The organism is Hirschia sp. (genome assembly GCF_058892565.1).
In genome coordinates, this window is the sequence record NZ_JBZXVU010000013.1 from 43927 (window position 1) to 68116 (window position 24190).

The 24190-nt window shown below is 44.6% G+C and carries 21 protein-coding genes; 11 read left to right on the forward strand and 10 right to left on the reverse strand.

The genetic code is table 11. From position 1 onward, the window contains the following. Positions 1-2: 2 nt before the first annotated feature. The 7 genes from AC5EF3_RS05590 (at position 3) to AC5EF3_RS05620 (ending at position 8827) form a co-directional block, all read left to right on the forward strand. The gene (locus AC5EF3_RS05590) at positions 3-518 is read left to right on the forward strand and encodes an urease accessory protein UreE (protein ID WP_493547335.1); all 516 of its coding nucleotides are present in this window, start codon (positions 3-5) and stop codon (positions 516-518) included. Next, entirely contained in the window at positions 515-1213 is a 699-nt protein-coding gene (locus tag AC5EF3_RS05595) for an urease accessory protein UreF (protein ID WP_493547336.1), read from the forward strand. The genes AC5EF3_RS05590 and AC5EF3_RS05595 overlap by 4 nt, the downstream gene beginning before the upstream one ends. After that, positions 1210-1824, forward strand: a complete 615-nt coding sequence (gene ureG / locus AC5EF3_RS05600) for an urease accessory protein UreG (protein ID WP_493547337.1) — start codon at positions 1210-1212, stop codon at positions 1822-1824. The genes AC5EF3_RS05595 and ureG overlap by 4 nt, the downstream gene beginning before the upstream one ends. Positions 1825-1832: 8 nt before the next feature. After that, positions 1833-2582, forward strand: coding sequence for a hypothetical protein (locus AC5EF3_RS05605; protein WP_493547338.1), 750 nt, complete (start codon positions 1833-1835; stop codon positions 2580-2582). Between the two features lie 123 nt (positions 2583-2705). Beyond that, positions 2706-4214, forward strand: a complete 1509-nt coding sequence (locus tag AC5EF3_RS05610) for an agmatinase family protein (RefSeq protein WP_015828548.1) — start codon at positions 2706-2708, stop codon at positions 4212-4214. A 349-nt stretch (positions 4215-4563) separates the two neighbouring features. Further along, complete coding sequence (locus tag AC5EF3_RS05615) at positions 4564-7926, forward strand: hybrid sensor histidine kinase/response regulator (protein WP_493547339.1); 3363 nt, start codon at positions 4564-4566, stop codon at positions 7924-7926. Next, positions 7919-8827 (forward strand): response regulator, encoded by a 909-nt coding sequence (locus tag AC5EF3_RS05620; RefSeq protein ID WP_493547340.1) that lies wholly within the window; start codon positions 7919-7921, stop codon positions 8825-8827. The genes AC5EF3_RS05615 and AC5EF3_RS05620 overlap by 8 nt, the downstream gene beginning before the upstream one ends. Before the next feature lie 31 nt (positions 8828-8858). Here AC5EF3_RS05620 and urtE read toward each other — a convergent pair whose 3' ends face one another. From urtE to urtA, 5 genes are read right to left on the reverse strand one after another with little or no spacing between them, the layout of a single operon-like run. After that, positions 8859-9572, reverse strand: a complete 714-nt coding sequence (gene urtE, locus AC5EF3_RS05625) for an urea ABC transporter ATP-binding subunit UrtE (protein WP_015828545.1) — start codon at positions 9570-9572, stop codon at positions 8859-8861. Continuing rightward, positions 9572-10318, reverse strand: coding sequence for an urea ABC transporter ATP-binding protein UrtD (urtD, locus tag AC5EF3_RS05630; RefSeq protein WP_493547341.1), 747 nt, complete (start codon positions 10316-10318; stop codon positions 9572-9574). Before urtD ends, urtE begins: the two co-directional genes overlap by 1 nt. Beyond that, the gene (gene urtC / locus AC5EF3_RS05635; protein WP_493547342.1) at positions 10315-11427 is read right to left on the reverse strand and encodes an urea ABC transporter permease subunit UrtC; all 1113 of its coding nucleotides are present in this window, start codon (positions 11425-11427) and stop codon (positions 10315-10317) included. Before urtC ends, urtD begins: the two co-directional genes overlap by 4 nt. Beyond that, positions 11420-12328, reverse strand: a complete 909-nt coding sequence (gene urtB / locus AC5EF3_RS05640) for an urea ABC transporter permease subunit UrtB (protein WP_493547343.1) — start codon at positions 12326-12328, stop codon at positions 11420-11422. The genes urtC and urtB overlap by 8 nt, the downstream gene beginning before the upstream one ends. Positions 12329-12355: 27 nt before the next feature. Next, positions 12356-13588 carry an urea ABC transporter substrate-binding protein gene (urtA, locus tag AC5EF3_RS05645; RefSeq protein WP_493547344.1) on the reverse strand — a complete coding sequence of 411 codons (1233 nt, stop codon included), beginning with the start codon at positions 13586-13588 and terminating at the stop codon, positions 12356-12358. Positions 13589-13843: 255 nt separating this feature from the next. Here urtA and AC5EF3_RS05650 point away from each other — a divergent pair, with 255 nt between their 5' ends. From AC5EF3_RS05650 to AC5EF3_RS05660, 3 genes are read left to right on the forward strand one after another with little or no spacing between them, the layout of a single operon-like run. After that, a complete protein-coding gene (locus AC5EF3_RS05650; protein ID WP_493547345.1) occupies positions 13844-14635 on the forward strand; it encodes a peptidylprolyl isomerase in 792 nt (263 codons plus the stop codon). Further along, positions 14616-15614 (forward strand): HupE/UreJ family protein, encoded by a 999-nt coding sequence (locus AC5EF3_RS05655; RefSeq protein WP_493547346.1) that lies wholly within the window; start codon positions 14616-14618, stop codon positions 15612-15614. The genes AC5EF3_RS05650 and AC5EF3_RS05655 overlap by 20 nt, the downstream gene beginning before the upstream one ends. A 29-nt stretch (positions 15615-15643) precedes the next feature. Next, positions 15644-17221, forward strand: coding sequence for a tetratricopeptide repeat-containing sulfotransferase family protein (locus AC5EF3_RS05660; RefSeq protein ID WP_493547347.1), 1578 nt, complete (start codon positions 15644-15646; stop codon positions 17219-17221). 119 nt (positions 17222-17340) lie between these two features. On the opposite strand, the gene AC5EF3_RS05665 is transcribed toward AC5EF3_RS05660, so the two are convergent. From AC5EF3_RS05665 to AC5EF3_RS05675, 3 genes are all read right to left on the reverse strand, one after another. Continuing rightward, a complete protein-coding gene (locus AC5EF3_RS05665; RefSeq protein ID WP_493547348.1) occupies positions 17341-19767 on the reverse strand; it encodes a TonB-dependent receptor in 2427 nt (808 codons plus the stop codon). Between the two features lie 482 nt (positions 19768-20249). Further along, on the reverse strand, positions 20250-21263 hold the full coding sequence (locus tag AC5EF3_RS05670; protein WP_493547349.1) for a sugar kinase: 1014 nt from the start codon (positions 21261-21263) through the stop codon (positions 20250-20252). A gap of 22 nt (positions 21264-21285) precedes the next feature. Next, positions 21286-21921, reverse strand: coding sequence for a 2-dehydro-3-deoxy-6-phosphogalactonate aldolase (locus AC5EF3_RS05675; RefSeq protein WP_493547350.1), 636 nt, complete (start codon positions 21919-21921; stop codon positions 21286-21288). 227 nt (positions 21922-22148) lie between these two features. Here AC5EF3_RS05675 and AC5EF3_RS05680 point away from each other — a divergent pair, with 227 nt between their 5' ends. Then, entirely contained in the window at positions 22149-22646 is a 498-nt protein-coding gene (locus tag AC5EF3_RS05680) for a gluconokinase (protein ID WP_493547351.1), read from the forward strand. Between the two features lie 40 nt (positions 22647-22686). Here AC5EF3_RS05680 and AC5EF3_RS05685 read toward each other — a convergent pair whose 3' ends face one another. Next, a complete protein-coding gene (locus AC5EF3_RS05685) occupies positions 22687-23679 on the reverse strand; it encodes a FecR family protein (RefSeq protein WP_493547352.1) in 993 nt (330 codons plus the stop codon). Continuing rightward, positions 23666-24178: an RNA polymerase sigma factor gene (locus AC5EF3_RS05690; RefSeq protein WP_015828533.1), complete on the reverse strand. Its 513-nt coding sequence runs from the start codon at positions 24176-24178 to the stop codon at positions 23666-23668. Before AC5EF3_RS05690 ends, AC5EF3_RS05685 begins: the two co-directional genes overlap by 14 nt. Between the last annotated feature and the right edge of the window lie 12 nt (positions 24179-24190).

The window sequence follows — 24190 nt, forward strand, 5'->3', positions numbered from 1 at the left end:
ATATGCAAGCATCCACAATTATACGAGATTTCGGTGAGTTTTCCGATACGATCACACTCGATGAAACCGAGCGATTTCGCCGTCGTGTCCGCATGGTGTCTGATGGCGGTATAGCGTTTTATCTGAATTTACAGACTGCGCGTTTGTTGCGGCATGGTGATGGCTTGGTTTTGGAAGATGGCCGGATCATTCAGGTTCAGGCGACCAAAGAAGATCTATATGAAATAACCGGAACTGACCCCAAACACCTTTTGTTTTTGGCGTGGCATATCGGCAATCGTCATTTGGCGGCGCAAATAGAAATTGAACGCATATTTATTCGTCAGGACCATGTGATCAAGGATATGATTGAGGGACTTGGCGGTTTTGTGAAGGAAGTCGAATACCCTTTTGATCCAGTGGGCGGGGCTTATGATGGCAAAGATGAGCAAACTGGCGAACATGCAATGACAGGCCATCATCATCACCATGCGCATCACCATCACCATCACCATCACACGGATGAGATAAATAAATGAACGCTTTTTCTTATAATGATGAAAGTGTGATTGCTTTAAACCCGCATGCATTTGTGCGCTTACAAGCATGGCTGTCACCAGCTTTCCCAACAGGTGGGTTTGCCTATAGTCACGGCCTTGAGCAAGCCTATGAATGTGGACGGATAAATTCAGTCGATGGCCTGACACAATGGCTCGAAGGTATTTTGCATAATGGCGCGGGGAGAAGTGATGCAATCATCTGTGCGCATAGCTGGAAGGCTCACAACGATCATTTCCAATTGTCAGAAATAGCAAGTTTATGTGAGGCGATGGCGAGTTCTTCTGAGCGCTATTTGGAGACAATGGCCCAAGGTGATGCATTTCTGCAAGCTGTTCAGGTTTGGGATAAAAGCATTGATTTAAATGGTGGTTTTCAAAAACCTCTTTCAGTGGCCGTTGGTGCGATTGGTGCGCGTATAGATTCACCGATCATCGCGACCGTAACAGCCTTCTTGCAAGCCTTTATGAGTGCATTGATACAAGCGGCGCAGCGTCTGGGGCAGATTGGACAAAAAGCTGGCGTGCAAATTCTGTCTACGCTTGAATCAGATATAATTCAGACTGCAAACATTGCCGCTAGCACGCCGCTCAGCGAAGTGGGAGGGAATGTATTTATGTCTGATATTATGTCTATGCAGCACGAAACGCAGCATTCAAGGATTTTCCGCTCATGAGTGAACCTTTTAAAGGCCCTTTAAGAGTTGGGATTGGTGGACCTGTAGGAACAGGTAAAACAACACTCACGGCTAGTTTGTGTAAGGCTTTATCATCTCAGATGTCTGTGGGGGTTGTCACCAATGACATTTACACAAAGGAAGATGCCGAAGCTTTGATGCGTATGCAGGCTTTGCCTTTAAGCCGTATCGAAGGTGTAGAGACAGGTGGCTGTCCGCATACAGCTATTCGTGAGGATGCGTCGATAAATCTGCGCGCGATTGATACATTGATGGGCCGACATCCTGATCTGGATGTGATCTTTATTGAATCAGGCGGCGATAATCTAGCGGCAACGTTTTCACCGGAATTGGCTGACATAACGCTGTATGTAATTTCTGTGTGTCAGGGAGACGATATCCCGCGCAAGGGCGGGCCGGCAATCACGCGCTCGGATCTGCTTATTATCAATAAAACAGACCTTGCTGATGCTGTTGGGGCTGACCTTGAGCGCATGATTGAAGATACTAAAAAAGTAAGAGGTGTGCGTCCATTTGAGCTGACCAATTTGAAGCGAGCGGATGGTAGCGGCGCTGTTGTGCAGTTTTTGCGCGAAGCTGGGGGAATTTAGAGCGCGTTATGAAGCTGTCACTGTTTTCTCTTTTTCCATTGATGATGGCTGTTGTGAATGGGCCGGTTCATGCTGAAGCGGTGAAAGCACAATCATGCCGTATGGCGCTCTCTTTTTCAGGTAAGGACATTGGTGAACATCACATTGTGAATTTTGGCGTTGAGCCTGCAATGGCGTGTGAGCAGGCTAAAGCGTCTTGTGAAACGGCCATGACTACGCATAGCTTTATCTATGGAGAGCTTACGCCTAGCTATAATGATAGATCAATCACATTGGGAATTACGCTGGAAATTTTGGTAGAAGATACGGGGCATATTAAAGTTGATGACCCGGCGCTTTCTGGCGTTTTTTCTGTGGATACGGCGGATATTGGTATTGGTCTACGGGACCATAAATTCATTCGAAGCACGCTGGATAATGAGTCTGATATTTCCATTGGTTTTGTGAAGCTAGACGAGAATGATACCTTGGTGTCATCTTCGTTTACACGGCCTTTTAAAATAGAACGCATGGCGTTGCCGACAGCAGTGTTTTCGTATTCGCATTTAAATAAATTTGAGATGGAAGATGAAACTATGATGCAGCATACAATTGCTACATCACCGCCGTTTCGTACTTTTATTAGGTTTGAAAATAACGCGGGAAAATTTACTGATTTTGGACCCGTAGATGCGGATATCGACGCATTATTGAGTATGCATTTTGATGAGCATAACGTCGCCCTTGAGCGTGTTTTAGAAGGTCAATGCAACCTTTGAATTGTGTAATTTAGAGGTTGGTCTGGACTGTAATTTCTTATGCTACGTCATTTGACCCATAGCGGAAAAGTGTACGGCTTCTATGTTTTGTTTTTAAGAGTTTTATTTTTGGGAGCATGAATTATGGGTTTGAAAAAAGTCCTTCTAGGCGGTGCGTTTATGGCAATGGCTGTGTCTTTGACGCCAGCCTTTATTTCAGTAAATGCGCAGTCTGCACCAGCGGAGGCTGTTGAGGCAGAGGCTGAAGAAACGCCGACTCCCGAATGGTTGGAAAAAAAGATCAAAAAGCTTCCAGACGAAAAGAAAGAATTCTTACTTTCCGATAAGTCTCTTCGTTTTGTGGGCGGAACCAAAGAAAAACTTTACCAGAGATTGGAAAAGAAGACTGGTAAAGAAATCGAGGCCATGGTCGATGCAATGCAGTATGTCATTGAAGAAGGAAAGTTTGATCCAGAAACGGACCTTGCCGCAATTCCAATGAACACTGAAGCCACAAACTATAATGGCTGGAAGGTGATGAAGCCCAAAGAGCTCAACCCTAAGCGTGAGCCCGGTCCATTTACAGTTAGCAGATATGCCAATAGTCGCGGTGGGATTGCCACATTTGCAGGCGCACCTATCGCAATGTACCCTGATGATTTGATCGCAGGTAATGTTGATGTTGCCATTGTCGGTGCTCCACTTGATATGGGGTCGTATTATCGTGGTCAGAAATTTGGTCCGATGGCGATGCGTAATTCATATGCGACGGGTGCACGCATTGATATGAATACAATGGTGAACCCGTCCAAAGAGCTCAACATTGTTGATTATGGTGATATCGCTATTGATAATATGAGCACGGAATTGTCTGTGCTACACGTGCGTGAGCGTATCAAAGAGATTGCTGAAACCGGTACTATTCCGTTTATTGTGGGTGGGGATCACAGCCTTGAATATCCTGACATTGCTGGACTGGCCGATGTACACGGAAAAGCAAGTTTTGGTGTCGTTCACTTCGACTCACACTTTGATGCCGGGAAGGATAGCCCACACTTTCTTTCACACGGACAGCCAGTTTATCGTGCTGTAAAAGAAGGTCACGTACTCGGCGAAAACTATATTCAAGTCGGGTTGCGCGGCGGTTGGCCGGGTCCTGAAGGTTTTGAATGGATGCGCAATAATGGTGTTAGATATCACACTATGCCTGAAGTTGAGAAAAAGGGCTGGGACGCTGTTATGAAACAGGCGCTCGCCGAGGCTAGAGAAGATGGTAAAAAACTATTCATCTCGTTTGACGTCGATGTTCTTGATCCAGCGTTTATTCCGGGCACGGGTACACCTGTTCCGGGTGGTTTGACCATGCGTGAAGCTATTCCTATCGTACGTGGTCTGTGTGCTGAAAACGACATGGTTGGGTTTGAGCTTGTGGAGCTAGCACCAGAGCAAGACCCTACCTATCGTTCAGCATTGAATGCGAACTTTATCATGCAGGCCTGTCTCACAGGTATCGCAATGCGTAAAAAGGGCATTACAGATGGATCATATCTATCTGAGCTGACGACAGAGCACATGCAGCCTGAAGCTGGTATTAAAGCCAAAGCTGAAGGGTTGAATGAAGAAATTGACCCTAATTATGGACAAATGCGTTAGTAAGAATTGATTGGAAAACGCGGTTGAGCATTTACGCTTAGCCGCGTTTTTTTGGTCATTAAAAATAACGCCTATAATCCCAAGGCAGTTTGTTCATGCATTTTTATGTCAGAAGTTGAAATGCTGGTGTGATGTTGAGCATGTCCTTCAAGATTTAGCCTGACATTGTGTCAATTTATAGCAGATTGTTGCTCTGCGTCATTTCCTGCATTTCAGATCTCTCACTGACGATTTTAAGCTGTTCCCTATGGGGGGACATTCACGATTTTAACTGTTTGAATCAGTTTGGAAACAATCGATTGCTTATGTGCCGGTTCTCTTATGCTATGATATCACGACGTGAATTTCTGTGAAAAATAGCGAATATATCGTCCGCGAAAAGCGCCTGTATAATAAATGGGTAGCTAGCCAAAGCATGGAAGATTTTGCGCTGCGTTATACGGCTGACCGTGCGCGTAAATGGACAGCAGGGCGCGTTGCAAACACAGCGATTGGTGCATCTGCATTTCTAGCATGTGAAGCAATCGGCGCAAGTATCACGTTGAGTTTCGGGTTCCAAAACAGCGTGGCTGCTATCTGTTCAGCCGTTGTCCTTATGTTTATGATCGGGCTGCCTATCGCATATTATGCGGCCAAAGAAGGTTTGGATGTTGATCTGCTTACGCGCGGCGCTGGGTTTGGATATCTTGGATCAACGATCACATCTCTCATCTATGCGTCTTTTACATTTTTACTGTTTGCAGTTGAAGCGAGCATTATGTCTGTTGCCATTCAGGCAATGCTTGGCATTCATTTAAGTCTTGCACACATTATAAGTACATTATTGGTCATTCCGATTGCCTTGTTCGGCATGAGCTCGATCACGCGCTTTCAGGTCTGGACCCAACCGATCTGGATTATTCTTCAGATAGCACCCATTGCTTTCATTCTATGGAAAGGCGGGGACGCTCTGGATCAATGGCAAAATTTTGGTGGCCTCACGAATGAAGGTGGAATGAACCTCTATTTGTTTGGTCTGGCATTTTCAACTTTATTATCCCTTTTGCCGCAAATAGGTGAGCAAGCTGACTATTTGCGATTTATGCCGAACCATAAAAAAGAGAACCGTTTGAAATGGTGGGCGGGGCTGTTGATCAGTGGTCCTGGCTGGACAATTGTAGGCGGGATCAAATTGCTTTTGGGCTCTTGCCTAGCTGTTTATGTATTGCAAGATGGCGGTAGCGTACAAGATGCGTCTAGTCCAACAGCAATGTTCCGTACTATTTTTACAGACATGTTCACCAGTGCCGAATTTGCACTAATTGTGACTGGCATTTTTGTGATTGTTTGTCAGTTGAAAATCAATGTGACGAACGCATATGCGGGCTCCATAGCTTGGTCGAATTTCTTTTCTCGGCTAACCCATTCTCACCCCGGGCGAGTTGTATGGCTTGTCTTCAATGTCCTTTTGGCATTGCTTCTGATGGAAATTGGAATTTTCGCTGCGATTGACCGTGTTTTGGTTCTTTATGCGAACCTTGCCGCTGGGTGGATTGGAGCGCTTGTCGCTGATCTCGTAATTTCAAAGCCTTTGGGCTTGTCTCCAAAAGGCATAGAATTTAAGCGCGGTCATCTATACGATATCAACCCTGTTGGCGTCGGCGCAATGGGGTTGTCTGTATTGATGTCGGGCCTTGCCTATATGGGCTTTGCAGGCGAGATCGCTCAAGCTTTTTCACCTTTTATTGGACTGCTTGTTGCATTTATAGCGGCACCAATAATTGCGATTGCGACCAAAGGAAAATTCTATCTCGCACGTGAACCAAGTTTGCCTGAAAATCAGGGAAGAGTGAAATGTACAATTTGCGAAAATACATTTCAATCCAATGACATGGTGCATTGCTCAATGTTTCATGCACCCATTTGTTCATTGTGTTGCACTTTGGAAGTGCGATGCCAAGACATGTGTAAAAAAGACAGTCGATTAGATCAGCAAGTAACAGGGTTTTTTGAGAAATATCTTCCGATACATTGGGTAAAATATCTCAATTCAACAATCGGCCAATTTGTAATGTTGATGTGTCTGACAATGCTGGCATTGGCAGGGGTATTGTATTTGATTTACTGGTTTAACGGCGGATGGAACCAGTCAATGCCTAGTCAGTCTCAGGGGCTTATACGTTCGGTATTTATTGTATTTTCCTTGATTGCGGGAGTCACTGTTTGGATTGTTATATTAGCGCATAAAAGTCGACAGTCTGCATTTCGTGAAACTGAGTTTCACATGTCAAAATTGCTCGAAGAAATTGAAGCCCACAATGAAACGGATGGGTTGCTTCAAAAAGCAAAAGTAGAAGCGGAAGCCGCGAACAATGCGAAAAGTCGTTTTCTGGTCAGTGTTAGTCATGAGATACGGTCGCCGTTAAATTCTATATATGGATATTCTCAACTGCTTGAGAGAGGCGGTGTAAAATCAGCCAAATCAGCAGGAAGCTACATTCGGCGTAGTTCTGAGCATTTGACAGACCTTGTGGACGGGTTGATGGAAATTTCTCAAATCGAAGGGGGGGTGATCAAGCTTGAACGCGAGTTAATTCGTTTCCCCGGATTTTTGGATGATATTGTCGCTATGTTGCGTCCAAGTGCTGTGTCTAAGGGATTAAAATTCAATTTTAATACACACGGTATGATGCCGGAATTTGTTCGTTCTGATCCCAAGCGTCTGCGTCAGATACTGATCAATGTACTGTCTAATGCGATCAAGTTCACGCCTGACGGTGAAGTTAATTTTGACGTGCATTATCGCAATCAGATAGCGCGATTTGAAATTTCCGATAGCGGCGTAGGTATTGATCCAAAGGATTATGAGCGCATCTTCGAGCCTTTTGAGCGTGTTGATACTGCCAATCCAGGAATAGGCTTAGGGTTGGCGATTATTCGTGCGCTTACGCATGTGATGGGCGGCGATATTTCAATAGAAAGTAAGCTTGGAAAAGGTGCGAAATTTACCATCAAATTGATGTTGTCGCAGCCAATGCAAGAAGAGATAGACCGCACCAAAACCATATCATTTGAAAGTCAGATGGGAGCTGGTCAGAAAATTCTCATTATTGATGATGATAGCAATCAACTGACTATTCTAAAAAGCTTTTTAGAGCCAATGGGTTATGATATTGTTACGTGTCAAAATGTGGATGAAGGAATTGCGATTGCGCCATCCTATTCGCCTGATTTTGCGCTGCTAGATGTAAATATGCCGGGCCGTTCAGGATGGGATGCGGCTTCAGCGCTGCGTGACATGTTTGGCCAACGCATATTTATTGCGATGATTTCAGCGGATGCTTCAAGCGCGAAAACGCATGATCCACAACATGTTTTGCATGAAATTTTCTTGCCCAAGCCTTTCAATTTTGACTCGCTTTTATTGGCACTGAATAAACGTAAAAACGTTCAAGCAGATGTTCATCCACAGACTAAAACTGAGGAAAGCATCCCCCCAATTGGAAACGACGTTGAGGTCGCTTTGAGTGCGGCTTCGCTTTTGGTGGTGGAAGATATTCTGATTGCTGCACGTTCAGGACATATAAGCGGCGTTCGCAAAGGGATTGAACATCTAGAAGCGGATAAATTTTGTGATCCGGAATGGGTTAGACATTTAAAACAATGTCTGAGCCATTTTGATTTGTCGGAAATAGTAAACAGTGTGGAGGCGAAGAAGAAATCAAATGGTTGATGCTTTTTCCAATGAAAAAATTCTCATCGTGGAGGATAATATCGAGTCTCTACAATTTCTCACCGATACCTTAGAGGGCGTTCAACTGAGTGTGCATATAGCCACTTCAGGGGAGAGAGCCTTGGAAATGTTGGAGAATTTCGTTCCAGATTTGATACTTATGGATGCGGTTATGCCGGGAATGGGCGGATTTGAAGCGACACGTCAATTAAAGCGTAGATCTTCTCTCTCCACTGTGCCTGTTATTTTTATGACGGGTTTATTAGAGAGTGAATATGTTGTTGACGCACTGGAATCTGGCGGCGTTGATTACGTACGAAAGCCTGTTGTAATTGACGAATTACTTGCGCGGATAAAAGTGCATTTGTTAAATGCAAGACAGTCTCAATCTAGTCGCGGTGCACTTGATGCGATTGGTCGTTATATGATGGCGATTGATAGCAATGGTAAGATTTTGTGGACGACACCAGAAGCTGAAAAGCTGATACTGGAACTGGATAAGAGTTGGACTCTTCAAGAGACATATGCACCTGAAGTTCTTAGGAAAATTGTAGTTCAAAAAGGGTTGGCACCGGGTAATTCACGGCAAATTGAAACGCAAACAGGTATTATAGAAGTGTTGACCGTAAGCCTAGGAACGACTGATGAAATAATCTTGCGTTTAAAGGAAGTGAGAGAGGGGGCGGAAGCCGAGAGGTTGAGCCAGCAATTCAATTTAACGCAGAGAGAAGCTGAAGTTCTTCTATGGGTAAGCTTTGGAAAACCCAACCGTGTGATTAGTGATATTCTGGGAATTAGCCCGCGTACCATCAATAAACATCTTGAACATGTCTTTGAAAAAATGGGTGTAGAAACACGCGCAGCAGCAACCGCCTGTGCCGTGCGTGCGTTGGATGGTTAAAAATAGTGTCGAGGGAGTCGCGCGTTAGTGTTTAAATTCTAACGATGTTGGAGGCATCTTCTGCGGACATATTCGCGATATCGTCTTGAAGTATTATCTTGCCTTCCTGCATGGCCGTAAATTGATCAGCAATATTCCAGACAACTTCAATACGCTGCTCGACCATGAGTACCGAAACTTTCAATTCAGTTTTAATGGTATGAATGGCAGCTTCAATTTGTTGAACGACATTAGGTTGAATTCCTTCTGTGGGTTCATCTAGCAAAAGCAATTTGGGAGATCCGGCGAGGGCACGGCCAATGGCTAATTGTTGTTGCTCGCCGCCCGATAGAAAGCCACCATTGCGAGATCTTACATCTTTGAGTTTTGGGAATAGATCAAAGATGTATTCAGGAAGCTTTCCATTGCCTCTGTCGCCACGCGCTGAAAGCCCAGTTTCAAGGTTTTCTAGGACAGTTAGATGAGGGAAAATATGACGACCTTGCGGGACGATGGCGATACCGGCTCGTGCACGTAAATGCGCCGGCAAACTCGTCACGTCATTTCCATCGAAAATGACAGTACCGCCATGCACTTTGTGTGTACCCATAATGGTTTGCAACAGCGTGCTTTTGCCAACACCATTGCGGCCAATCAGACCCATCGCCTGATTTGGTAATAGGTTAAGGTCAATGTCCCATAAAACCTGACTTTGCCCATAAGCGGCGGATAGGTTTTGTAATTGAAGAATTGGGTTTTGAGACATCACGCTGATTTCCCTAAATAGACAGCAGCGACGTTTTCATCTTGTCGGACAGCTTCAATATCACCTTGAAATAGGAATTTCCCCTGATGCATGACCGTGACGCTGGCATTTAATTGCTCAACGAAACTCATATCGTGATCAATGACTAGCACTGTCTGGCTGTCGCCTAGACTTTTGATTAATTCGGCTGTGCGGCGGGTTTCTGCTGGTCCCATGCCTGCGGTTGGTTCATCTAGTAGAAGAAGCTTGGCACCGGTGGCGATAACCATCCCGATTTCCAGCCATTGTTTTTCGCCATGGGATAAAAGACCTGCTGGTTCATTTTTGCGATGGGTAAGCTCAATACGTTCAAGCATGTCTTCAACAATTGTACGTGTTTCTGCTGAGACACCTTGGCGAAGACTTTTCCACCATTGATATTTGCGTTGTGCGGCAAGCTCTAGATTTTGTGACACTGTTAGTTCTGGTAAAACGCCTGGGGCTTGAAATTTTCGACAAATACCTTGGCGCACAATGTCTTGTTCGGCCATTTTGGTGATTTCGACATCTTCAAAATAGATGTGGCCTTCAGCGGGACGAACACGGCCAATTATCGTGTCGCAGAGTGTCGATTTTCCAGCGCCATTTGGACCAATCACAACACGGGTTTCACCTGAATTGAGGATGAAGCTAAAGCTATTGAGCGCTTTAAATCCGTCAAAATCAACAGTGACACCATCGACACTTAAGAGAGGGCGGTTGGTCATGATGCATCCCTCTCTTTCGTTGTTAGTTTTTCAAATAAACCTGCCAAACCTTTGGGCAAAAAAGTCACTGACAGAACGAAAAGAGCACCAATAAAATAGAGCCATAATTCAGGAAAGGCGCTGGAAATGCGATCTCTTGAGACATTGATTAATATCGTTCCAGCTATGGCACCAATAAGACTAAATCGTCCGCCTAAGGCGACCCATATGATCATCTCAATAGATGGAATTACGCCTACAGCAGCAGGCGAGATATTGCCAGCATGTAGAGTGAATAACGCCCCAGACATACCTGCAAGCATTGCGGCAATGCTAAAGGCGAATACTTTGATAGGGGTGGGATTATATCCTAGAAATCGTACACGGTTTTCGCCGTCACGGCTGGCACGTAGCATTACTCCAAATTGGGATGATAAAAGCCATTTCAGGCCTAAGAAACACAGGCATAAAATGATTAGCGTTGCCCAGTAAATTGCATAATTCATAGATGCAGCAGATAGGGGCTGGCCAAGAAGTGTGGAGAAATTTGTAAGCCCGTTAAAACCGCCTGTCCAATCCTGACGGCTGACCAAAAGCGTTGCAAAAGCAAGTGCGAGCGCCTGACTGATGAGTGCAAAATAGGTTCCGCTGACACGGCGATTGAAGACAAGCCATGAAAAGAGCGCCGCAAATATGCCTGGAACCAAAATGATAGCAAACAATGTGAAAATAGGATTTTGAAAGGGTTGCCAGAGGAGGGGGAGTGTTTCAATGCCGCTCCATACCATGAAATCGGGAAGTTCACCTGATGCAAGGTCGGCTAGTTTTAGGTGCATTGCAATTGCATAGCCTCCCAAACCAAAGAAGACACCCTGACCTAAACTGAGGATCCCGCCATGTCCCCATATCAAAACCAAGCCAAGTGCGAGGATTGAGAGGGAAAGAAAACGGCCGAGCAGGTTGAGGTCGTAATCTGACAATAGAAAGGGCGCGATAGCCGCTAGTAGAATGATGGCGGGTAATATGTAAGGCGCATATTTCACAAGTGTTTGAATATGCGGGTTTTGGTTCATTATCTTAGAGAAACGCGCAATGCGGGCTCTGGCATTGTCATCAATAGTTTTAAACATCGAGCGCTCTGGATTTCTGGGCGATGACACCCTGTGGTCTAAATTGGATGAAGACGATCACGAAGACGAGCAAAAGGACTTGAGCCATGGATACATCGACATAAATTTGAGCGAGTGCTGAAAATAGACCTAACATTAAAGCGGCTATTGTTGTCCCGGCTATTGAGCCTAAACCACCCATAACCACGACGAGGAAGGCAGGGACGATATAGCTTTGTCCGACGCTTGGTGTGACAGGGCCAAGGATGGCTAGAACGACGCCGGCCAGTCCGGCTATCCCTGATCCAAGGCAGAAAATAATCAAATCAGCACGTTTAACTTCAATGCCGGTGGCTGCTGCCATCATGCGGTCTTGATTAACGGCGCGAATGAGCAATCCGATACGCGTATGGCGGAAAATAAGGGTTAGTCCGATAAGGACGAGGATTGCGACTGCGATTATGAAAAGACGGGTTGCTGGAAGAGATACACCAGCAAATATACCTTCGGTAATTTGAATACCGCCATCTAACCAAGTTGGAGCTTGGACTTCAACACCGATCGCGCCGAATATGTCACGTGAGGCTTGTTGGAGGATTAAACTGACGCCCCATGTCGCCAGCAAAGTATCTAGTGGACGTTTTGCGAGCCGAGAGATGAGGGTGGTTTGTAACAGTCCGCCTGTTGCAGCTGCCCCGATAAAGGCAACAGGGAGGGCAACGAGCAGTCCCATTCCACCGGGAATGATCTGCATCGTTAGAAAGGCGAAATAGCCTCCTAGCATCAACATCTCACCATGCGCCATGTTGATAACACGCATGAGGCCAAAACTAAGCGCCAAGCCCAGCGCTGCTAATAGAAAGATAGAAGCAACGCTAAACCCGTTGAAAATTTGGTTTGATATCAGTGCAAAGGAGTCCATCAGGCCTGTTCCAATTTGATGATGAAACTAAAGTTCACAAACCTTGCCGGGGAATGTCAGTGCATCATATGGTTCAGGGGAGATGACATCTCCTGAATCTGCAATGATTTCAAATTGACCGCTGGCATCAAGCTTACCAATGAGCGCTTTTTGAACGAGGCTCTGGTTGTCTGCAAAGGAAACCATGCCCATTGGTGTGCTGAAGGCTTCTAGGTCAACAACGGCTTTACGCACTGCATCAACGTCAAATGTCCCCGCTTTTTCCGCAGCAGCCTTCCAAGCATATACATTGAGATATCCGTGAACCATAGGGTCGGTGATCGCAGCATCAGCTCCAAATTTAGCTTTGTAAGCATCTACAAATGAGCTGTTCTCAGCTGTTTCTAACGATTGGAAATAATTCCAAGTTGCGTAACTGCCTTCTACGAGGGAAGGGCCCATGGCTTGCGCTTCTTGCTCTCCGATGGAGAAAGACATGATGGGTGTTTCGGCTGAAGATATCCCAGCTGCTTTTAGCTGTTTGAAGAATGCGACATTGCTATCGCCATTTAGCGTGTTGAAAATAATGTCTGGCTTAGCGGCTTGTACTTTTGCGATAACACCAGAGAAATCTGTGCCGCCCAATGGAACATATGCTTCACCAGCGAGTGATAGTTCTTTGTCTTCAATATGTTTCTTAACGATCAAATTCGCTGTGCGGGGGAAGACATAATCAGATCCGATGAGGAAATAGTTTTCATATCCAGCTTCGACGGCCCATTCAAAAGCAGGCAGGATTTGCTGGTTTGGTTGAGCGCCTGAATACATGATGTTTGGTGAACATTCATTGCCTTCAAACTGAACAGGATACCAAAGAAGATTGTTTGTGCGTTCGAAGACAGGCAACATGGCTTTGCGGCTGGCGGATGTCCATCCACCAAAGACTGTCACAACGTTTGAATTTTCAATAAGTTTGGATGCTTTTTGCGCGAAAGAAGCTGGGTCTGATGCGCCATCTTCTACAATTGCTGTGATTTGCGTGCCTAAGACGCCACCGGCTGCGTTGATTTCTTCGATTGCGAGCATCTCAGCATTTTTGACGGTGATTTCACTAATCGCCATTGTGCCTGAGAGTGATTGCAGGATGCCAACTGAAACTGTGCTTGCATCTGTGGCAGCGGGTGATTCAGATGTGCTCGGTGCTTCACCTGAACACGCAGAGAGCAATAATGCACTTATGGCTGTTGCCGACAAAAACCGACCAAAACTAGACGTGCGCATATTATTTCCTTCTGTTTTACAATGCGAAAGGCATAAAACCTTTTATTCCTGCAAAATCTCGATCAGATCTCACGTCTAAACACTAACCAATGCACCTCACGAAAAGTTATGCGTCATTTAACGTAGGTTTCGAAATGGATGAAATAGACTAACTTTCAATGCATTGATGAAAGTCGTTTCAATGAAGCGGCGTTTTAGAGTTTAACTATCGTTTTAAAAAGTAAGTATCGTGATGCAGATAAAGTCGAGAGAAGTATGAAAACGTTCAAAGGCTTGAAAATAGATTCATCCGTATATTTTTTTCTGATCGCAGCGCTTATTTTTATCGTGCATGCCATCATTCAAGGTAATGCAAATGAACCGATCAAATTGACGTCGCAGGTACGAGACCGGCTGGTGGAAAATTTTGAGATGTTAGAAGGGCGTAAGGCCCAAACAGCTGATATCCAGAAAATCGAAAATGATTTTATAACCGAAGAATTATTGTTTAAAGAGGCGTTGGATCAAGGCATTCATCTGACAGACAGCACAACACGAAGCAGTCTGCTGCAAAAAATAAGATACAAAATATCAGGTGTTCCGGCGACGCCCACGCCGGAGGAAATGCTCGAATTTTACACGGAACATCTCGATTATTATACGACAGAAAAATTCTATTCTGTGCGGCAGGTGTTTTTTGAAGACAAGCCAGATGATATTGAAGACAAACTCGTGAAACTGAATGCTGGGGAAAGCGTGGAAGCTGACACATATTGGATCGGAGATTATTTCCCTGAATATGGGTTAAGTGCACTTCGCAGCATATTTGGAAATGACATTTCTGCGTCCTTTGACGGTTATACAGATGGCGTTTGGGAAGGGCCTTTTCAGACACAGCGCGGATGGCATTTGCTGCGCGTTGAAGAACGTTTTGACCCTAAAATTCTGCCGTTTTCAGAGGTGCAGCAACAAGTAGAACGTGATTATCAGCACACAAAAAATGTTGAGACACTCGACACATATATTCAACAGTTAAAAGAGAAATATGATGTCGAAATTGAAGATTAAACTTTTCGGCATTTGCGCGTTTTTGCTTTGCCTTATCGTGCAACCTGCATCGGCGGATATTTTCAAATCTGCTGAGTTTGAAATTGCGCATGATGAAGCAGAATTGACTTATGTTTTTTCGGCGGAAGTTGCGACGAATTTAGCTGTATCAGAAAAAATTATTTATCCAGATTTTTGTAGAGAGATTTCGGTAACAAGCAATATAATTGGGCGTAGAACGCACTTAGTCTACACATTTACATGTGAAAAGGCTTTGAGCTCAGGTGATCAATTAATAGCGCCATGGGCGTTGGATGGTGCGCGTCTTGATAGTTTTTTAGGTGGAAAGCACCAAATTATCAGCTTGATCGGAGAGCAATCGGCAATCGCAATACCGTTGGATGGTGAAGCACCACCTAAACGGCCTTTACTTGAGGTGATGAAAGATTTCCTCTGGCAAGGCGCGCTTCACATCGCGGGTGGTTGGGATCATTTGGCGTTTGTGTTGTGTTTATGTCTGATTTCCAATGGACGACATTTAATCGCGCTTGTGAGTACATTTACACTAGGACATTCTATCTCTTTGGGGCTGTCATTTTTCAATGTCGTGCAAGTGTCTATACCGCCTGTTGAGGCAGTTATTGCACTTTCAATTGCGTTTGTGGCGCGTGAAGCATTGGTGAAATCATCACAGCAAGAACAATCTATCTTTAAGTTTGGGGTGCTGATTGCAGCTTTTGGTCTTTTGCATGGCTTGGGGTTTGCGAGCGCTTTGGGCGAATTTGGTGTGCCGCCGCACGAGAAATGGCCAGCATTGATATTCTTCAATCTTGGCGTGGAATTAGGTCAACTCATTTTCGTAATCATGGTTGTATCTATTTTCTTTGTTCTTCGCCGTATAGGTGCAGCCGGACCTGCGCGTATAGCTTGTTTATATGGTGTTGGGATTATTGGTAGTTACTGGATGATTGAGCGTGTTGTTGGTTTTGCTGACATTTAATCGGTTTACAAAAACGGAAATGCTTGGAAATGGATTTAAACGCACAGCATTTGAAGGCGGCCCGGCAAGCTGTTAAAAAAGGTCAATTGGTCGAATGTGCGTCCTACATTGATAAAGTACTGGCATCAGAACCTGAAAATAGCGAAGCGTGTTTCTTAAAAGGGATTGTGTTGGTAGAGGCGCGCCAGCACAAAAAAGCACTGGTTTTCCTACGTGATGCCGTACAAAAATCGCCGAAGAATGCTGAATATAACGCGCATCTTTCACGCATTCTTTTAATGTTGCGCGAAGAAGGCGAAGCAGAAAATTACGCACGTATTGCGGCCCAAAATGTTAAAGATGATGCGCTGACACTAGATACAATTGGATGTGTGTTTGCGCGTTTAGGTGATCATGAAGCCGCTCAGAAAGTGTTTGAAAAGGCAGTTGCGTTAAATCCAAACAATGTTGATTTTAGGTTTAATCTCGTTGCCACTTATGGCTTCTTTGGAAAGACGGAAGAAGCAAGCTATCAATATGAGGAAATTCTGAAGCGTAACCCTTGTCATGGTAAATCTCACTTGGGGCTAGCAGCGTTAAAACGTCAGACACCAAATTCCAACCACATCAAGCAGATTGAAGCGGCAATAGCATCTGTTACTGATCCAATTGAAAAGCTTCGCATTCATTATGCTGCCGCCAAGGAGTATGAAGACTTAAGTGAATTTGAAAAAGCATTTAATCATCTCAATACAGCAAATACACTGCATACACAGAGATTGAAATTTGACGTTGAAACGGATGAAAAAAATGCAAATGTGATAAAGCAGTGCTTTGCAGATAAAGCCTATTTATCGACTCAGGCCCGACATGAAGACACACCTGTTTTTATCGTTGGTATGCCAAGAACGGGAACGTCATTGGTTGACCGCATATTATCAGCGCATCCAGATGCAAATTCACTGGGCGAGCTACAATCTATGCCAATTGCTGTGAAGCGGGCAAGCCAGACGACATCGCGTTTGATCTTGGACAGAGACACAATATTGCAAGCGGGAAAAGCAAATGCTCATGATATAGGTGCTTTATACCTGAAGCACTCAAAACAATTTAGTGGCGCAAAAGGAAATGCGGTCTTAGTTGATAAACTGCCGATGAATTTTCTCTATGCGGGCTTTATCGCTAAAGCATTGCCTAAAGCTAAAATTGTGTGTCTGCGTCGTCATCCTATGGATACAGTTTGGAGCAATTACAAAAATCTGTTTGCGACAACATCGAGTTATTATGGATACTCATATGATTTGATGAATACAGCGCGATATTATGTTATTTTTGATCGATTGATGGCGTTTTGGCAGGAAAAATACCCAGATCAGATTTTGCAATTGGATTATCAAGAGCTTACCGGTAATCAAGAATCTGAAACACGTAAATTGCTTGCGTTTTGTGGATTGAGTTGGGCAGAAGAGTGTTTGAATTTTCATCAGCAGACGCAGGCTATGGCAACGCCAAGCTCTTTGCAGGTGAGAGAGCCAATACATCAAAAATCGGTGGGGAAGTGGCGTGCTTATGAAGATCAGCTGCAAGAGGTGATCTCTTATTTATCAGTAAATGGGATTTCTATTTAATCGCTGTGTCGGGTTAAATTGGGCGCGAGCTTGGCTTGTTTTTATTTTCGTTTGAATCAGAAAGGCCGCTGTTTTTCAACAACGGCCTTTCGTACATTTCTAATCAGGAAGGGTGCTGATTAGAATCTGTATTTTGTTTCAAGACCAATCCTACGCGGTGTCAGCACATTGCGTGCGTAATAGCGCGATGCCACATCATCATTGATGAATGTACGGCTGAGGTCGTTTCCAACCGATGTGATTGCGTATTCGTCGAATAGGTTGCTAGCAAATAGAGAGAATGACCAAGCATCCTTATCATAAGTGATCGCAGCATTGTGGGTTGTATATGCTGGTAGAGTTTCACCAAACGCACGTGCTCCCACACGTGTAAGAACATCACCAGTATAGGCTGCTGTCCAACGCATGGATATGTCAGCGCCGCTTTCCAATGGCACCATGTAAGAAACACCAAGCGCACCAGATTCTTTTGGTGAACCGGGTAGGCGGTCACCTGCGAGAACGTCGACTTTGCCATTTGGACGGTCTTGCAAGAGGCCAGGGACATCAGCAGTTAGAGTTGCATCTGTATATCCAAAGCTTCCCGTGAATACGAGGTGGTCTATTGGCTCAGCTTTGAAGGACATCTCAAATCCTTCTGAAAGAGCTTCTGCACCATTCACCGTGATACCGATCGCACCATTCACCGTTTGACCAGCTAGCTGAATGCCTTCCCAGTCAATTTGGAATACTGCCATGTTGAAAATGAGTTTACCATCAAAAGTGGTTGTTCTTATACCAAGTTCTTTGTTGATGGTTTCATCTGGACCATAAGAAAGTTCATCAGGCAGGGCACATAGATTCTGACCAGCTGGAAGCGGTAGCACACATGGTGCAACACGGTTTACACCACCGATACGGTATCCTTTTGAATATGTCCCATAAACCATGACATCATCTGTTATGTTGTAGGAAGAGTTGAATTTCCACACCACACCATCATCAGAAGTATCACCTGCGCGACTGCGGAAGTTGATTTCAGGATAATCTTGCCACAATGGAAGCGCTTGACCACCTTCAACCTCAGCTGTGTATTCAAAATAACGTGCACCAGCGGTTATCTGGAACTTATCTGTAATTTGGTATGTTGCTTCACCAAATGCGGCTACTTCTTCTGTCGTACTGTCCACAAAAGAGGCGTATTCAATTTCATCTGGGCGATAGAGACCTGCCAACCAAGGGATGTAATCTCCGGCGCTTTCGATACCAGGAAGAATTTCAAAATAGGTCGAGTCTAATTTTAGTTCATTGTAGAAACCACCGATAACCCAGCTGATTGGGCCGCCATGGTCAGATACAAAACGCACTTCAGCGTTTAGTTGTTCACGCTCTTGGTCTGAATCTGTGTAACCAGAAAATGCTGGGAACAATTCATAGTCATAATCTAGGTCCAGCAAAAGGTCTGTGACATCAGCTGAGCTATCGACTGTTGCTTCTGTGCGGGCAATTGTTGCAACCATTTTTGCAAATGATCCAACTTCTACATTTGCTTCAAGCGCAAACAATTGAGATTCACGTGTTGAAGGTTCAAGATAGCGCCAAGGTGCATCATAATCACCAAGCCCAAATATTGGGTCACCCACAGCTTGACGTCCACCAGTTTCCGTTTTTTGGTACGCGTAAGTTAGGTTTAAATCCAACCATTCTGTAGGGTAAAAACCAAGTTGGTTTCGAGATGTTATCGTTTTTTCGTAGTTTACGTCTTGATCGACGCGTGTATTTTCTTCAATGAATTCAGCTGATCCCAAGCTGTAATCAGCGCCAAATTGTTGTGGAAGAGAAACGCCAGGCTCTTTTAGTAGTCTTGTATAGTCTATGAAACCCGCTTCGTCGTAAATTCCAAGCGTGGTTCTAAATGCTAGCTTGTCTTCAATGATCGGAATGTTGATCGCTCCATCCCCAACAAAACTCAAATCATCAGAGTGTTCGGTATAGGCTGTTCTAAAGTGAGCATAGCCTTCAATTGATTCTGCATTCGGACGTTCAGGGATGTAGCGAATAGCTCCTGCGAGCGTTCCCAGACCATAGAGAGTTCCTTGTGGACCCAGAAGCGTTTCAACACGTTCAATGTCGATGAGTTTGAAGTCGAGGTAGAGTGGTACTTCACCAAGGTAAGTGGCCAATGCGTTGTCAGCATTGCTTCCAAAGCTTCCTGTGTCATCTGCACCTAGTCCGCGAAGAATGATGGACCCCGAACTACGTGGACCTGTATCTAGGACGGCTAAACCGGGAGTGAATGCTGCAAGATCACGGATGTCATCAATGCGTTCTTTGGCGATGTCTTCGCCTGATAGAGCTGTAATGTTGATGGGAACATCTTGAATGGAAAGAGCGCGGCGCGTTCCTGTGACTATGATAACGTCTTGTGTAAGGTCAGCTTCTGCTTCAGCTGCGACATTTGCTGCTGCTAAAGTTGTTGCTTGCTCAGCATATGCGCTGAGTGAACCAACTGTACCGATTGTCGTGGCTGACATCAGCATCGTACGTAGAATTGAGCACTGTTTCATTTGGAATCCCCTCTGGTTTGCAACAGTAAATCCTTTCCCTATAAAATATTCGCGCACGCTCTATCGGCGGTTTGCTTAGGCACGTAATTGATAAATTTAGACATTTCCCCGAATTTGAGATCTGAACTATCAATCTGATTTTATGTTAAGTAGGGGCGTATATTTCTCCATGGGGTATTTGACTTACCCACGCGCAGAAATCTGTTTGAACAAAAATAAATCTTTGTAATTACATATATTTATTAATTGTGAGGGTGGGTGGCTGATCGTAGAAGAGTATGCGACAGCACATTCAGAAGAACGAGAATTGACGACATGTCATTCAAAGGTCGTGCTTCTTAAGATGTAAGTTCGCGCTAATAAGCTCAAAGCGGTTTCTTAGAAATTTTCAAGATTACGCGAGCAGTGCGGCATCATTCGACCCTGCGCATTTGCGCAAGGCCGTTTAGTTAAAAGCTAAAGATAAAACGATATGTACCTTATTAGCGTTTTACATCACCGCCAGAGCTGGACAGCATAGCCGAGACTTCAGCTTCAGTTGTGATGTTGAAATCTCCAGGAATTGTGTGTTTGACGGCTGAGGTGGCGACAGCAAAATCTATGATGTCCTGAAGCGGTGCACCTGATGCGAGCTTGTGAAGTGCGCCACCCGCAAATGCATCACCACCACCTATACGGTCGACAATGTTGAATAAATCCCATGATTTTGTCTGGGCGAAGCCATCTCTGGACGCAATAAATCCAGCTAAAGTGTTAGAGTCGGCACTAATAACTGTGCGGTTTGTGCTACAAATATGTGAGACGTGTTTACAGTGTTTGAAGAATTCCTGTGCCGCAGCTTGGAAGCTAACAGTTGGGTTTTCAGCATTGCGTGAAATACCAAATAATAGCTGAACGTCTTTATCGCCACCAAAAATCAAGTCGGCATGTGCTGCAACGTCTTTGATGATTTTTATGCCTTCAGCTTCTCGTCCGGTCCAAAGAGAGGGGCGATAATTACAATCGAATGAAATTTTAACACCAAGTTTTCGAGCGGCTTGCGCAGCTGCCAGACTTGCTTTTTGTGCGCCTTCGCTCACCGCGAGTGTGATGCCTGAAAGGTGTAACCAGTCTGCGCCTTTAAGAATTTCGTTCCAATTAAAAATATCGCCTTTGGCTTGAGAGAATGCGGAATATTTACGATCATAAGTAATGGCAGAGGGGCGGATCATCGCACCAGTTTCCAGAAAATAGATCGCCATTCGCTCACCTTGGCGGACGATGTTTTTAGTTCCGACCGCGTGCTTGTGAAGGGTATCGCAGCATGCATCACCAATTGCATTGTCTGGCAAAACAGTCACCATTGAAACATCATTTCCCATGCGGGAAAGTGTGACACCGACATTGGCTTCCGCCCCGACGAAATTTGTGTCGAGCTTATCTGATTGAAACAGGCGCTCGCGCGCGGGTGAGCTGAGCCGGAGGAGCATTTCGCCAAAACATACAATACGTGCCAATTTTTTTATCCCTAGTTTTTCGTCAATGTTGAAAAGCGGCGCGAACAGAAGAAACCATCTCTACTGTACCAGCCTTAATGTCTGCTATTGATTTGTCCGATGTGTAGATTGCGGAACCAACTCCAAATCCATTCGTACCGACTTTCACAAAGTCTGCCAAGTTTCCAGCGTTAATGCCGCCAACAGCCGCAAGAAGGGCGTCTTCAGGAAGGATGGCACGCAAGGCTTTGATACCGGCGGTGCCGATGAGTTCGCATGGAAAGATTTTTAAGATATCCGCACCTGCATAATAAGCTTCAAATGCTTCTGAAGGTGTGAAACATCCTGGAACTGAGAACATACCCAAACGTTTTGTTTCTTCAATGACATCTGTATTTGTGTTGGGGGATACAATAATGCGGCCTCCAACGGCGTGTATGTCCCTGACTTGTTTAACAGAGGTCACTGTACCGCCGCCTATCAGCTTTGATGGGCCATATTTCTCAGTCAGTATTTTAATGGCTTCAAGCGGTCGAGGAGAATTCATTGTGACTTCTAAAACGGGAATGTCTGCATCCAGTATCGTTGAGCCAATTTCAAGTGCTTCTTCAGGTGTGATGCCCCTTAAAATAGAAATGATCGGGGTATCTGCAAAAATATCTTTTAAAGTCTGTCTCATGATTTTTGCTTCTTGGGAGGCACTGTGTTGTCATCGGTGATTTCATCTCTTTAACCCCAAGTGCCATCTATGGATAGTGCTTGCTAGTCATCGTTGCGTTTCCCTTACGATATTCACCATTTCCGCGTGATTAAAGATGGATAAAAATTGGGTGTTGATGCGGCTGGTTTAGGTGATATCTGTAGATGGAGGTGAGGGCATTCTTGCTGTTATTGATGGATGATCAAATGAACAAAGCGTACATTATTATGGGTGTTTCAGGAGCAGGAAAATCCACAATAGGGGCTTTAGTAGCAGAGCAATTGGACGTCCCTTTTGTAGAAGGAGATGATTTTCATCCTCGAGAGAATGTCGATAAGATGTCATCTGGACAAGCATTGACCAATGATGACCGTCGCGCTTGGATTGAACAATTGGCGGGTGAAATCAATACAATTGATGGCCACAGCGTGGCCTCTTGTTCTGCTCTAAATGATGTTGTTCGAAATTGGTTAAATCAGCACATTAAAGCTGAGGTTTGTTTTGTCTGTCTGCAAGGAAGCCGTGCATTATTGCTAGAGCGTTTGCGTGCGCGTAAAGGACATTTCTTCAAGGATGACATGCTGGATTCACAATTGCAGGCATTTGATTTACCTGAAGGTGCAATATGCGTGGATATAGATGCATCTCCCGAAGAAATTAGCGCGAATATCATGCGCAAAATTTCAGCAGAGGCAAATATTTAAGCGCGTACACGTTTTCCCTTACTTGCTAATCAGACTTGTCTCAGTTTTTGCTTGTAATCGTAATGTTGTCATCTGTTTCGATAGCTTGCGATTTGGTGATCAGCTCTACACTTTGGATAAAAGATGGGAGGTCGGTCAGTGCGAATGCACCACTGATTTTGTGATCACGCAAATCAGGCTCAGCAATTTCTATATTTTTAGATGTGTAGCGAGAAAAAACAGAAATTGCCGATGACAAGGCAATATTGTCAAATGTCACGCGATCTTCCGTCCACATGGGTTTTTTATTTGCCAATGCGTTGATCTGATAAATGCGAGGTGCGCTCTGATTTTGGGATTGAATGCCCATTCCCGCTTTTGCGGTGAGGGGCGTTTGCGTGCCTTGTTGAAAGCGTACAACGCCATCATAAACCTCAAGAGAAGTTTGATCTAAATTTTTGAAAACACTATAAGATGTGCCGAGTGCTGTGAATGTTGTTTCAGATGCTTCAACAATGAATGGACGGTTTTTGTCGTGACTTACATCAACAAAAAGACGGCCATGATTTAGTGTGATCCGGCGTTCACTATTATTCTGGTTTATAACAACAGAACTATCTGAATCCAGTGTAAGTATGGTGTTATCAGGCAGTGTGAAGTGAGCAATTTGGCCTATATCTGATTGGTAGGTCTGGGTAATTTCTGTTTGTGTGGAAGCGTTAAATACAATTGCACTAGCTACCAGACAAGCTGCCAGTCCCGCAATACTTCCAATGAGTAATCCACGACGTGTCGGAGCCGGTTTCGTATTCTCATTTGCTGCGATCGGTTGGATCAGGTCTTGTATATCAGATGCTTTATGAAGTGAGGCTGTTGCTTCCCATGTCTCTTGAACTTTGTTGTAAGCATTCAGGTTTGCAGGACTAGTCATCAGCCATTTTTCGAAAATGTCACTCACACCAATTGATGGGTCGGCTTCTATTTTGAGCAACCAATCTGCGGCCTCGTCGAATGCGAGGCTTTCAAGGTTTTCTGGCTCGTTAATTCTGCTCACGGCGCTCACGTCTCTGCGTTAGATGCACAATTGCATCTCTAAGGTGTCGTCTGACAATTGATATTGAAATATTATTTTCTTGCGAAATCTGCTGGTAGGTTTTTTCTTGTATGCGGTAGGCTGTAAATATATGCTTTGTAACCTCGGGTAATTCGTTGATATCGTCCATAGTCTGACGCAGAAGTGTTTTGCTCATGTGTGACGCTTCAGGGCCAGGTGCATCGCTTTTAAGTTCGTCATTTAGGTCTTCATAGTCAATTAAAACAGGCGTTATTTTGTGGCGTCGGAATCTGTCCCGTATTATATTGACGATAATGGTACGCAAAAATGCGATTTCATTTTCAATTTCATCAAAGGCCTCGTATTTATTGAGCCGTGTAAATGCATCCTGAACAATTTCTTCAGCGACATCTGGAAGGCAACCTTTAGACCGTGCGAATGCCACAAGGGTCTGGAAATTGTCACGATACAATTTCTCTAATTTGAAGGCCATACTCATTTTACACGACTC